The organism is Cellulomonas fulva (genome assembly GCF_018531375.1).
GTDB lineage: Bacteria > Actinomycetota > Actinomycetes > Actinomycetales > Cellulomonadaceae > Cellulomonas > Cellulomonas fulva.
This window is the reverse complement of the sequence record NZ_JAHBOH010000002.1, coordinates 604,086-616,886: the sequence shown is the minus strand read 5'-3', so window position 1 is coordinate 616,886 and position 12,801 is coordinate 604,086. Positions and strand designations below refer to the sequence as shown.

Below are 12,801 nucleotides of genomic sequence, written 5' to 3'. Positions count from 1 at the left end.
ACTGGCCGCTCACTGGGTGATCGGCATGCGCGGCGCGGAGACGTCGATCACGTCCGCCTTCTTGCCCGCGTTCGTGGCCAGCAGCGTCGTCAGCACCGCGACCTTGAGTGGCGTCTCCGCCGCGCTCCCCCAGTCGACCCGCGCGGCACCGCGCAGTTGCATCGAGACCGTGTCCTGGGTCCGCGCGGAGACCGAGCCGACGTCCGCCAGCAGCTCGGCTGGGAGCTGCTCGATGACCGAGAGCACCGCCCGGAGCGTGCGCTTGTCGCCGACCGGGACGTCCACCACCGGCAGCGCGGCCGGCGCCTTGCCGACGTGCCCCACCTGGACGCCGTCCTGGTCCAGCAGCGAGTACCCGGCGCGCCCCTGCGCGGGCACGGCCGCGACGGGCTCGCGCGAGACGAGCGTCACCGTCAGGCCGTGCGGCCAGCTCCGCGTCACGGTCGCCTCACGCACGCCGGGCACGTCGAGCACGTCGGCCTGCAGGCCGCCCGTGTCGAGCCGTGGCAGCGGCGTGCCGCCGAGCTCGTCGACGACCGCGCGCACCTGGTCGACCGCGACCACCGTGCCCGCCCCGCGCACCTCGACGGTGGCGGCGTGCAGCGCGAGGACGGGCGAGAAGAACAGCAGGTACACCAGCCCGATCGCCACGGCCGCCGCGACCGCGAGCGAGACGACCTGGCGGCGGGCGATCGAGCGGCGCAGGCGCGCACGCTCGGCGAACCGGGCGGCGGACGTCGGCGAGACGACGGGCGGCGTACGGATCGCGACCCCGACGGCAGCCGTCGGCGCGGTGCCCGGGCCGACGACCTGGCGCGGCGGCGGCGGGACGTCCGTGCGCTGCGAGGGCGTCGGCACGTCGGCGCGCGGGGCCGAGGACGCCGTCCGCGGCGGCGCCGGAGGTGGCGAGGCGACCGCGGGCGACCGGGTGCCCGACGCGCCCGATCCGTTCGGCCGGCGCGGCGCGGACGCACCGGCGGGCACCGAGCGGGGTGACGGGCCGGATGCCGACCGGGTGCCCGGCGGGCGGGGCGGGCGCGTCGGGCTCACGGCCGGCCGCCGAGCGCCGCGAGCACCACGTCGGCCAGCAGCGTGACGTCGCCCGCGCCGACCGTCAGCAGCAGGTCACCGGGGCGCGCGGCGGCGGCGACCGCGAGCGCCGCCTCGTGCCGGTCGGCCACGTACGTCGCGCGTCCGCTCGTCGGGACCTGCTCGACCACGGTCGCGCCGGAGACGGTCGGGTCGGGGTCCTCGCGCGCGGCGTAGACGTCGGTCACGACGACGACGTCGGCCAGGTCCAGCGCGGCGCCGAACTCGGCGGCGAAGGTCCGCGTGCGCGAGTACAGGTGCGGCTGGAAGAGCACGAGGACGCGCCCCTCGCCCGCCACCGAGCGGGCGGCCCGGAGCAGCGCCGTGACCTCGGTCGGGTGGTGCGCGTAGTCGTCGACCACGCGCACGCCGCCCGCGGTGCCCCGGTCCTCGAAGCGCCGGCCCGTCCCCCGGAACTGCGCCAGCCCCGCGGCGGCGGCGGTCCCGGCCACACCGAGCGCGGCACAGGCGGCCCAGGCCCCGGCGGCGTTCAGGGCCACGTGCTCGCCCGGCATCGACAGCGTGATGGTCGCGGCGGCGTCGCCGGACCCGACCTCGAAGGTCCAGCCCGCGGCGGTCCGGGCCAGCTCGCCGACGCGGACGTCGGCGTCCTCGGCGCGGCCGTAGGTGACCACCGCGACGCCGCGGTCGGCGAGGTCGGTCCGCACACGCGCGACCAGCGCTCGGGCGCCCTCGTCGTCGGCGCACGCCACGAGCGTCCCGCCGTCGCGCACCCGCTCGGCGAACGCGACGAACGCCCCCTCGAAGGCCTCGCGCGACCCGTAGTGGTCCAGGTGGTCCGGCTCCACGTTCGTGACGAGGGCGACCAGCGGGCGGTAGGCGAGGAACGAGCCGTCGGACTCGTCGGCCTCCGCGACGAACGCGGCGCCGGAGCCGTCGCGTGCGCCACCGAGCGCACCGTCGGCCGTCAGGACGGTCCCGCCGATGGCGAACGACGGGTCCGCGCCCGCGGCGGCCAGCGCCGTCGCAACCATCGCGGACGTGGTCGTCTTCCCGTGCGCGCCAGCGACCGCGACCGCGTCCCGGTCCGCCATGAGCGCGGCGAGCGCCTCGCTGCGGTGCAGCACGCGGGTGCCGGCCGCGCGCGCGGCGCTCAGCTCCGGGTTGCTCTCCCGCACGGCGGAGGAGACGACGAGCGTGTCGACGCCGGTGACCAGCGCGGCGTCGTGGCCGACGGTCACGGCGACGCCCGCGGCGCGCAGGGCCGGCAGCGCGGGCCCGTCGGCCGCGTCGGAGCCGGACACGCGCAGCCCGCGCGCCGCCAGCAGCAGCGCGATCGCGGACATGCCGGCCCCGCCCACCCCGACGAGGTGCACGCGGCCCAGGTCGGCCACCACGAGCTGGTCCCCGGCCGTGGCGACCGACGTGCCGACCGACGCGCCGACCGATGCGCCGACGGACCGTGCCGCCGCGGCCGGTGCCGCCGCGTCAGCACGCGTCGGTCCGCCGGCCGGGCGCAGCGCGTCGACCAGGTCCGCGACCCGGCCGGAGGCGTCGGGGAACCCCGCACCCGCGGCCGCCGCGCCCATCCGCGCCCGCTCGTCGGCCGCGCGGCTGCCGACCAGCAGCGGCACGACGTGCCGGACCACCCACGCGGGGTCCAGCGCGGCGTCGTCGACCAGCAGCGCCCCGCCGGCGGCGACCACGCCCGCGGCGTTGCGCCGCTGCTCGCCGTTGCCCACCGGGAGCGGCACGTAGACGGCCGGCAGGCCGAGCGCGGCCACCTCGCACACCGTGCCTGCACCGGCCCGGCCCACGACCAGGTCGGCGCACGCGAGCGCGAGGTGCATGTCGTCGAGGTACTCGCGCACGTGGTACCGCTCGATGACCTGCTCGGGCAGACCCAGCTCTCCGAGCACGGCGTGCACGGGCGCGGACTTGTCCCGGCCCGTGAGGTGCAGCACCTGGACGCCGGCGCCCAGCAGCTCGCCCGCCGCCCCCGCGACGGCGGCGTTCACGCTCGCGGCGCCCAGCGACCCGCCCGTCACCACGAGCGTCGGCAGGTCCGGGTCGAGCCCGAGCTCCGCGGCAGCGGCGCGCCGCGCGGCCGCGGCGTCCACCGCGCGCGCCGCGACCAGGTCCGCCACCGGGCGACGCAGGGGCAGGCCGGTCACCCGCGCCCCGCGCAGCTCCGTGCCGGGGAAGGTCACGGCCACCGCCTGCGCCCACCGCGCCCCCAGCCGGTTCGCCAGCCCGGGCCGGGCGTTCTGCTCGTGCACGACGATCGGCACGCCGCGCCGCCGCGCGGCCAGGTACGCGGGCGTGGCGACGTAGCCACCGAATCCCACCACGACCTGCGCGCCGGACTCGTCGATCGCGCGTCCCGCCGCGGCCACGGCGGCACGGAGCCGGCCCGGGAGCCGCAGCAGGTCGAGCGAGGGTCGTCGCGGCAGCGGCACGCGCGGGACGATCGCGAGCGGGTAGCCGTGGGCCGGGACGAGCCGGGCCTCGAGCCCCTCGGCCGTGCCCAGCACCGTGACCTGCGCCGCGGGGTGGCGGCGCACGATCTCGTCGGCGACCGCGAGCAGCGGGTTGACGTGCCCTGCCGTCCCGCCGCCGGCCAGCAGGACCGACACCTCCGCCGGTGTCGAGCCGTCAGCCACGCGTGCTCCCTCGGGTCGATGGGGTCCTCGACGAGCCGCGGGCCGACGAGGGCCGCGCGACCCGGCTCACGCCGACGACGGCGAGCGAGCGGCGCACCACGCCGGGCCGGGCCGCGAGCGCCTCGGCGGCGCCCGGCTCGTCGCGGGCGAACGCGATCACCACGCCCAGCGCCGCGAGCGTCATGATGAGCGCGGAGCCGCCCGCGGACACGAGCGGCAGCGGCACGCCGATGACGGGCGCGAGGCCGATGACGACCGCGATGTTGACCAGCGCCTGGCCCGCGATCCAGGCCAGGATCCCGCCGGTCGCGATCTTGACGAACGGGTCCGGGTGCCGCCGGATCACCCGGATCATCGCGAAGGCGAGCAGGCCGAACAGGCCCAGGACGACGAGCGTCCCGACGAGCCCGAGCTCCTCGCCCAGGATCGCGAAGATGAAGTCGTTGTGGGCCGCCGGCAGGTAGGACCACTTCTCGCGGCTCTGCCCTAGGCCGAGGCCGCCGATCCCGCCGCTGGCCAGGCCCCAGCTGCCGTGGAGCGTCTGGTAGCAGGCCGCGGACGTGGAGCACTCGTCGCCGCCGAGCCAGGAGGTGATGCGCCCGATGCGGTTGGGGCTGAGCACCACCAGGACGGCGACCGCCCCGGCCGCCAGCATCCCCGCGACCGCGAACATGCGCAGCGGCACCCCGGCGACGAACATCGCCCCCGCGACGAGCACGAACAGCACCATCGCCGTGCCGAGGTCGTGCCCGAGCAGCACCGCCCCGATTGCGAGCCCGGCGACCGGCACGGCGGGGACGAACACGTGCTTCCACTGCTCGAGGTAGGGCTGCTTGCGGGCGAGCACCACGGCGAGCCACAGGGCGAGGGCGAGCTTGATCGTCTCCGACGGCTGGGCGGTGATGCCGCCCGGCAGGCAGACCCAGTTGGTGTTGCCGCCCGCGCCGCAGCCGAGGCCGACGAAGATGAGCGACTGGAAGACGACCGCGGCGCCGAGGACCGGCCAGGCGATCGCCTTGAAGAACCGCACCGGCAGGCGCGCCAGCCCGATCGCCACGGGGACGCCGATGAGGGCGAACTTCGCCTGGTCGAGGAAGACCGCGTACGCGTTCCCGCTCTCGTCGAGCGACTCCACGCTCGAGCTGGAGAGCACCATGACCAGCCCGACGACGAGCAGCAGCGCGGTGGCGCCGACCAGCACGTAGTAGCTCGTCACCACGCTGTTCCACTGGCCCAGCACCGACCGGCGCCCGTGCCGGTCCTCGGCCGCTCCCCCCGCCGCGGGGTCCAGCGCCGTCATCGTCGGACCTCCCGGCCGGCCGTCACGCGGGACCGCCCGGATCGCCTCCCGCGCGAGCACCCGGGAGCCGGCCCACGGCGGCGACGAACGCGTCGCCGCGCGCCGCGTAGGACGCGAACTGGTCCATCGAGGCGCACGCCGGCGCCAGCAGGACGGTCACGGGGCCCGGGCGCGCGCCGGCGTCGAGCGCGAGCGCGCGCGCGGCAGCGACAGCCGAGGTCATCACGTCCTCAGTCTCACCGGGCTCGATCTCGACGACGGGGACATCCGGGGCGTGTCGGGCGAGCGCGTCGCGCAGCGGCTCGCGGTCCGCGCCGATGAGGACGACGCCGCGCAGGCGGTCCCGCCGGCCCACGACGAGCTCGTCGAACCGCGCGCCCTTCGCGAGCCCGCCCGCGACCCACACCACCGAGCCCGGCTCGAACGACCCGAGCGACGCGGCCGCGGCGTGCGCGTTGGTGGCCTTGGAGTCGTCGACGTACGCGACGCCGTCGACGCGCGCGACCGTCTCGATGCGGTGCCGACCGGGTCCGTACGCCCGCAGGCCGTCGCGCACGTGCGCCGGGTCGACGCCGTGCGCGAGCGCGAGCGCGGCGGCCGCGAGCGCGTCCGCGACGACGTGCCGCGGCACGGTCCCGTCCGGCCCGGCGAGCGCGGAGAGGTCCTCGAGCGTGCCGAGCTCAGCGGCGTGGGTGTGCCGCAGCCGCGAGAAGCCGCGGTCGACGAGCACGTCCTCGACCAGCCCGACCTGCCCGACCCCGGGCGTGCCGGTGGTGAAGCCCACCGCGACGGCGCCGTCGACCACGTCCGCGTCGCGCACCATCTGCTCGGTGCGCGGGTCCGCGACGTTGTACACGCAGGCGCGCTGGGCGCGCTCGTAGATGCGGGCCTTGGCCGCGGCGTACGCGTCGAGCGAGCCGTGCCAGTCGAGGTGGTCGGGTGCGACGTTGAGCACGGCGGCCGCCTGCGCCGACATCGAGTGCGTGAGGTGCAGCTGGAAGCTCGAGAGCTCGACCGCCAGCACCTCGAGCGTGGGGTCGGTGGCCGCCAGCACGATCGGCGTCCCCACGTTGCCCACCGCGGCCGTCACGCGCCCGGCGGCGGTGAGCACCGACTCGAGCATGCCGACCGTGGTGGTCTTGCCGTTGGTCCCGGTCAGCGCGAGCCAGGGCGCGGGCTCGCCCGCCGGCCCCGCGACGCGCACGCGCCACGCCAGCTCGACCTCGCTCCACAGCGGCAGCCACCGCTCCGCGGCGGCGGCGAGCAGCGGGTGGTGCGGCGCGAGCCCGGGCGACGCGACGACGAGGTCCGCCCGCGCGAGGCCGTCGGCAGCGAGGTACTCGGCCGAGTGCACGCCCTCGTCGGAGGCGTCGTCGACGGGCACGACCCGCGCGCCGCGCGCGGCGAGCACCTCGAGCGCCGCGCGCCCGGACACGCCCATCCCGGCGACGACGACGCGCGCTCCGTCCAGGTCGAGCGGCCTCGTCGGATCCGTCCCGGCCACCTAGCCGGCCACCCACTCGGCGTAGAAGACGCCCACCCCCAGCGCGACGAACAGCCCCGCGATGATCCAGAACCGGATCACGATCGTCACCTCGCCCCAGCGGTTGTCGCCGAGCTCGAAGTGGTGGTGCAGCGGCGCCATCCGGAACACGCGTCTGCGGGTCAGCTTGAAGAAGCCGATCTGGATGACGTCGGACAGCACCTCGAGCACGAACAGGCCGCCGATGATGGCCGCGAGGATCTCGGTCCGGGTCAGGATGGAGAGCCCCGCGAGCGCGCCACCGAGCGCGAGCGAGCCCGTGTCGCCCATGAAGATCTTGGCGGGGCTGGCGTTCCACCACAGGAAGCCGAAGCACGCGCCGGTGATCGCCGCGGCGACCACGGCCAGCGCGAGCGGGTCGCGCGTCTCGTAGCAGCGCGGACCCGCCGAGGACAGGATCTGGCAGGACTGGTTGAACTGCCACACGCACACGACGACGTACGCGCCGAAGACGATGAGCGAGACGCCGGTCGCGAGCCCGTCCAGGCCGTCGGTCAGGTTCACCGCGTTCGACCACGCGGTGATGAGGAAGTTGGCCCAGATCACGAACAGGATCAGGCCGACCGTCGCGCCCGCGAACGCGAGGTCCAGGTTGGTGTCGCGGATGAAGGAGATGTTCGTGGAGGCCGGCGTCCGGAACTGCGCGTTCGGGAACTGCAGCGCCGCCACCGCGAACACCACGCCGACCAGGCCCTGCCCCACGATCTTCCAGCGCGCCTTGAGGCCCAGGCTGCGTTGCCGGCTGATCTTGATGAAGTCGTCGAGGAAGCCGACGAGCCCCAGGCCGGTCATGAGGAACAGCACCAGCACCGCGGAGACCGACGGCGTGGTGCCCGTGAGCAGGAGCGCCGCCGCCCAGCCGAGGAGCGTGGCGGCGAGGATCACGACGCCGCCCATGGTCGGCGTGCCGCGCTTGGTGAAGTGCGCGGTCGGGCCGTCCTGGCGGACGAACTGGCCGTACTGCTTGCGGACCAGGTAGCGGATGAACAGCGGCGTGCCCAGCAGCGCGACGAGCATCGCCACGCCGCCGGAGATCAGGACGGCCTTCACGGAGCGGTCACCCCGCCGTCGGCGGCCGGCGCCCCGGGGGCGTCGGTCAGCAGGTCGCCCAGCCGCCACAGGCCGGAGCCGTACGACGACTTCACGAGCACGACGTCGCCCGCGCGCAGCTCCTCGGCGAGGAAGGCGGCCGCCGCGTCGACGTCGTCCGCGAGCACGACCTCGTCGCCCCAGCTGCCCTCGTGGTTCGCGCCGTCGCGGATCGCGCGCGCGCCCTCGCCGACCACGACGGTGAGGCCGACGTTCAGCCGCACGACGAGCCGGCCGATCGCGTCGTGCGCCTCGCGCGAGCCCTCGCCGAGCTCGAGCATCTCGCCCAGCACGGCGATCGAGCGGCGGTCGCGGCCCGCGAGGACCGCGAGGGCCTTGAGCGCGGCGCGCATCGAGTCGGGGTTGGCGTTGTAGGAGTCGTCGACCACCGTGACGCCGTCGGGACGGTCGACGACGTGCATCCGGTGCGGCGACAGCGCGTCCGCGCCCGTCAGGCCGGTCGCGACCTCGTCGAGCGTGAGGCCCACCGCGAGCGCCGCCGCGGCGGCCGCGAGCGCGTTGTGCACGTGGTGCTCGCCGACGAGCCGCAGCTCCACCCGGGCGGAGGCCTCGTCGGCCGTGCCCTCGCCGACCAGCAGCGTGAACCGGGCACGACCGGCCCGGTCGAGCTCGACGTCGGTCGCGCGCACGCCGGCGCCGCGCGCCGCGCCGAACGTGACCACGTCACCCGGGGCGAGCGCGGCCATCGCGATCACGCGCTGGTCGTCGGCGTTGAGCACCGCGACGCCGTCGGGCAGCAGGCCCTGGACGATCTCGGACTTCGCGGTCGCCACCGCGTCGATGCCGCCGCCGAACCCGCCGAGGTGCGCCTGGCCGACGACGAGCACCACCGCCACGTCCGGCGGCGCGATGCGGGTGAGGTAGGTGAGGTGACCCGGGCCGGACGCGCCCATCTCGAGCACGAGGAACCGCGTGGACTCGTCCGCGCGCAGCACCGTGAGCGGCAGGCCGATCTCGTTGTTGAAGGACCGCACGGGGGCGATCGTCGGGCCGACCGCGCCGCAGAGCTGCGCGAGCAGGTCCTTCGTCGTGGTCTTGCCGACCGAGCCCGTCACGCCGACGACGCGCAGGCCGCTGCCCCCGGGCGCGACCGCGGCGAGCCGCAGCCGGGCCAGCACCTCGCGGGCGAGCTCGCCGAGGGCGACCTCGACGTCCGGCACGACGACGCACGGCAGCGCCGCACCGTCCGGTCCGACGAGCGGGCGCGCGGCGAGCACCGCGGCCGCACCGGCCGCGACGGCGGTCGCGGCGAAGTCGTGCCCGTCGACGTGCTCGCCCGGGAGCGCGACGAACAGCCCGCCGGGCTCGACGTCGCGCGAGTCGGTCACCACGGCGCCCGCGACGAGCGCGTGCGCGGCGACGCCGTGCAGCGCCCCGCCCGTGGCCTCCGCGATCTCGGTGGCGGACAGCGCGATCACTCGTCGCCCCCGTCACCCGGGCGCGACGCCCGCCCCGCGCCGTCGGGCGTCGGGTCGGGCAGTCGGCCGGGGAGCCTGTCGGGCGCTGCGTCGGCGGGCGCTGCGTCGGCGAGCCCCTCGGCCTGCGCGGCCAGCAGCACGTCACGGTCGTTGTACCGGTGGAACACTCCGGCGATCTCCTGAGTCGGTTCGTGGCCCTTGCCCGTCACGATGACGGTGTCCCCCTCGCCCGCCAGGGCGACGCCGTGCCGCACCGCCTGGGCGCGCGGCTCGACCTCGTGGACGTCGGTCAGGCCGGGCCGGACCTCCCGCACGCCGTCCAGGATGGCGGCGCGGATGCTGCTCGGCTCCTCCGAGCGCGGGTTCTCGTCGGTGACGACGACCACGTCGGCCAGCCGCGCGGCGATCTGCCCCATGATCGGGCGCTTGCCGCGGTCGCGGTCCCCGTCCGAGCCGAGCACGATCACGAGCCGGCCGGGCGTGATGGGCCGCACGGCCCCGAGCGCCAGGACCAGCGCGTCGGGCGTGTGGGCGTAGTCGACGATCCCCAGCGGCCGGCCGGGGGCACGCTCGATCACGCGCTCCATCCGGCCGGGGATCGCGTGGGCGGTGCCGACCGCGGCGATCGCGACGTCCAGCGCCACCCCGGCCGCGTGGGCCAGCACGATCGCCAGCGCCGCGTTGGAGACGTTGACGAGCCCGGGCAGGGGGCTCGAGGCGACGTGCTCGCGTCCGTCGGGACCGCGCAGCGTGAAGGAGGAGCCGACCCCGTCCAGGCCCACGTCCGCCGTGACGACCGCCCAGTCGGCGTCCGCCGCGGCCGGGTCGTCGACGTGCGTGGCGACCGACTCCACCGGGATCTGGGCCTGCGCGGCGAGCCGGCGGCCCCACTCGTCGTCGACCACCACGACCCCGCGACGCGCCTGGCCCGGAGCGAACAGGCGCGCCTTGTCCCGGAAGTAGCCCTCCATGTCCCCGTGGAAGTCGAGGTGGTCGCGCTGCAGGTTGGTGAAGCCGACGACGTCGAACACGGTGCCCGCGACGCGGTGCAGCGCCAGCGCGTGCGAGGAGACCTCCATCGCGACGGCCGTCGCGCCGCGCTCCAGCGCCAGCGCCAGCACGTTCTGGAGCACCGGTGCCTCCACGGTGGTCCGCGGGGACTCGATCGCGTCCGCGCCGATCCGGAGCTCGACCGTGCCGAGCACCGCGGTGGTCGCGTGCGCGGCCCGCAGCGCGGCGTCGACGAAGTACGTGGTGGTGGTCTTGCCGTTGGTGCCGGTCACGCCCACCGTGCGCAGGCGCCGTGCCGGGTGGTCCAGCACGTGCGCGGCGAGGAGGCCGGCGACCGCCCGGGGCTCGTCCGTGAGCAGCACCGGCACGCGCCCGGCCAGGTCGCCCAGGACGTCGCGGCCCGCCGCGTCGGTCACCACGGCCACGGCGCCGGCCTCGACGGCCGCCCGCGCGTGCGCCGCCCCGTGCGTGCGCGCACCGGGGACGGCGACGAACAGCTCGCCCGGCAGCACGTCGTCGGAGGCGACGCTGACGCCCTGCACCACGGTGCTCGCGGGGTCGACGCCCACGCTGACCAGGGAGAACACGTCGACCAGGTCGCTGAGCCGACAGTCGGCGGGACGCGCGGGTCGCATCCGGGCCGTCGAGGTCATGGGGAGGAATCTACCGCCCAGGGCACCCCGCGCCCGTCCGTGCGGCGCGCCGTCAGCGCCGTCGGGGCCCGGTGCGACGATCGTCACAGCCGCACCTCCGCCGACCCGCGCGGTGCCCGACTCGTCCAGCGACCTCCGGTTCACCACTCGGTCGGGAAGAGCGTCGGCTTGGTGCCCGAGGGAGCGACGCCGAGCTCGCTGAGCGTGTAGGCGGCCACCTCCTTGAACACGGGCGCGGCCACGGTGCCGCCGTAGATCGAGGTCTTCGGCTCGTGCAGGAACACGCTGACCGCGATCTGCGGGTCGTCCGCGGGCACGACGCCGATGAACGACGCCGTGATGCCCTGCTTGCCGTGGAGCCAGTTCTGCGCGGTGCCCGTCTTGCCGGCCACGCGGTAGCCGGGGATCGACGCGTTGGCGCCCGTGCCGTCGTCGACCACGCTCTCCATCATCGACAGGACGGTGTCCGCGGTCTCCTGCGAGACGATGCGCGTGCGCGGGGCGGGGTCCGCCTCGGTGTACTCGCCGTCGGGGTCCGTCCAGCCCGCGATGACGTGCGGCTCGACGCGCACGCCGTCGTTCGCGATCGTCGCGAACACCTGCGTGGCCTGCAGCGCGGTCACCGCGACGCCCTGGCCGAACAGGACGTTCCACTTGGTGCGGCCGTCCCAGTCCTCCCAGTCGTGCAGGATGCCGCGCGACTCCCCCGGCAGCTCGACCCCGGTGGTCGAGCCGAAGCCGAACCGGGTGAGCCACTGGTAGCGCTTCTCCTCCGAGAGGCCTGCGCCCACCTGCACCGTGCCGGTGTTGGAGGACTCGGCGAGCACGCCCGTCGTGGTCAGGTGCAGCGTGCCGTGCTCGTGGGAGTCGTGGATCTGCTGGCCGTTGTCGGTCGTGAACACGTACGGCACCGTCCACCGGTCCGTCGGCCCGACGAGCCCCTCCTCGATGACCGCGGCCATCGTGATGACCTTGCCCGTGGAGCCCGGCTCGAAGACGTTCGACACCGACGCGGCCAGCGAGCCCTCCTCGGCGTCGCCCGGGTTGTTCGGGTCGGTCGAGCCCGAGTCGGCGAGCGCGAGGATCTCGCCCGTGCGCACGTTCGTCACCACGACGGTGCCGCCGTCGGACTTGGTTGCGGCGACCTGGGCGTCGAGCAGGCTCTGGGCCTTCCACTGGATGTCGGCGTCGAGCGTCAGCCGCACCGAGTCACCCGTGCGCGCGGGTGTGCCCTCCGAGAGCCCGCCCGGGACGGCCTGGCCCTTGGCCCCGCGCTCGTAGGTCTCGACGCCCGGCGTGCCCTTGAGCTGGTCGTCCAGCGACGCCTCGAGTCCCGCGAGCCCCTGGCCGTTCGAGTTCGTGTACCCGATGACGTTGCCCGCGAGGTTGCCGTTCGGGTAGGTGCGGGCCGCGGCCTTGTCGACGTTGATCCCGGGCAGCCGGAGCGCGAAGATCTCGCGCGCGACCTCGGGCAGCACGCCCTTGAGGAGGTAGACGAACTGCCGCTCGCCGACCAGGCGCCCGCCGAGCTCGGCGACGTCCTCGTCCAGCAGAGGGGCGAGCCGCTTCGCGACGCCCAGCGCACCGTCCGGGTCCGCCTCCGTGCCGTCGCCCCGGTAGGAGCCGACGAGCAGCTGGTTCACCGAGACGTCGTAGCGCTCGACCGACGTGGCCAGCGCGACGCCGTCCCGGTCGGTGATCTGACCGCGGGTCCCGATGAGGCTGTAGCTCGTCAGGCGCTTCTCGCGCGCCTCCTGCGCGACCGACGGACCGCGCACGACCTGCACGTACACGAGCCGGCCGGCGAACAGCGCGAGCACCACGACCAGGGCGACCGTGAGGAAGAGCATGCGCCGGCGCTCCCCCGCGCGCGCCGTGCGCGGACCGCGCCACCCGCCCCGGGGCGGACCGGCCGGCGAGGTCGGCCCGCCCCGGGAGGGGCGGTGCTTCGGGTCGCTGGGCGCACCCTCGACGACGCGCGGCTCGCGCGCGGGTCGCGGGGTCGTCGTGGTCACGGACCCACTGTGCCCCGGCGACCCGTGTCTGCCCGGAC

8 protein-coding genes are annotated in these 12,801 nt (G+C 75.9%); all 8 read right to left on the bottom strand.

Annotated elements, in window-relative coordinates; translation table 11 throughout:
* Positions 1–9: 9 nt before the first annotated feature.
* The 8 genes from KIN34_RS16270 to KIN34_RS16235 all read right to left on the bottom strand — a co-directional run bounded on the left by KIN34_RS16270 (position 10) and on the right by KIN34_RS16235 (position 12,763).
* Positions 10–858 carry a cell division protein FtsQ/DivIB gene (locus KIN34_RS16270; protein WP_214353014.1) on the bottom strand — a complete coding sequence of 283 codons (849 nt, stop codon included), beginning with the start codon at positions 856–858 and terminating at the stop codon, positions 10–12.
* A gap of 188 nt (positions 859–1,046) precedes the next feature.
* Positions 1,047–3,713, bottom strand: a complete 2,667-nt coding sequence (gene murC, locus KIN34_RS17455) for a UDP-N-acetylmuramate--L-alanine ligase (RefSeq protein ID WP_307858296.1) — start codon at positions 3,711–3,713, stop codon at positions 1,047–1,049.
* Positions 3,706–5,013, bottom strand: a complete 1,308-nt coding sequence (ftsW, locus tag KIN34_RS16260) for a putative lipid II flippase FtsW (protein ID WP_214353013.1) — start codon at positions 5,011–5,013, stop codon at positions 3,706–3,708. Before ftsW ends, murC begins: the two co-directional genes overlap by 8 nt.
* Before the next feature lie 22 nt (positions 5,014–5,035).
* On the bottom strand, positions 5,036–6,517 hold the full coding sequence (murD, locus tag KIN34_RS16255; RefSeq protein ID WP_307858295.1) for a UDP-N-acetylmuramoyl-L-alanine--D-glutamate ligase: 1,482 nt from the start codon (positions 6,515–6,517) through the stop codon (positions 5,036–5,038).
* A complete protein-coding gene (mraY, locus tag KIN34_RS16250; protein ID WP_214353012.1) occupies positions 6,518–7,606 on the bottom strand; it encodes a phospho-N-acetylmuramoyl-pentapeptide-transferase in 1,089 nt (362 codons plus the stop codon).
* Positions 7,603–9,084, bottom strand: a complete 1,482-nt coding sequence (locus KIN34_RS16245) for a UDP-N-acetylmuramoyl-tripeptide--D-alanyl-D-alanine ligase (RefSeq protein ID WP_214353011.1) — start codon at positions 9,082–9,084, stop codon at positions 7,603–7,605. The genes mraY and KIN34_RS16245 overlap by 4 nt, the downstream gene beginning before the upstream one ends.
* Positions 9,081–10,748 carry a UDP-N-acetylmuramoyl-L-alanyl-D-glutamate--2,6-diaminopimelate ligase gene (locus KIN34_RS16240; protein ID WP_214353010.1) on the bottom strand — a complete coding sequence of 556 codons (1,668 nt, stop codon included), beginning with the start codon at positions 10,746–10,748 and terminating at the stop codon, positions 9,081–9,083. Before KIN34_RS16240 ends, KIN34_RS16245 begins: the two co-directional genes overlap by 4 nt.
* Before the next feature lie 140 nt (positions 10,749–10,888).
* The gene (locus tag KIN34_RS16235) at positions 10,889–12,763 is read right to left on the bottom strand and encodes a peptidoglycan D,D-transpeptidase FtsI family protein (protein ID WP_307858294.1); all 1,875 of its coding nucleotides are present in this window, start codon (positions 12,761–12,763) and stop codon (positions 10,889–10,891) included.
* Between the last annotated feature and the right edge of the window lie 38 nt (positions 12,764–12,801).

Bases quoted from the DNA above. Each gene is read 5' to 3' on its own strand.
- ftsW (WP_214353013.1), bottom strand. From the start codon at position 5,013: ATGACGGCGCTGGACCCCGCGGCGGGGGGAGCGGCCGAGGACCGGCAC.
- KIN34_RS16240 (WP_214353010.1), bottom strand. From the start codon at position 10,748: ATGACCTCGACGGCCCGGATGCGACCCGCGCGTCCCGCCGACTGTCGG.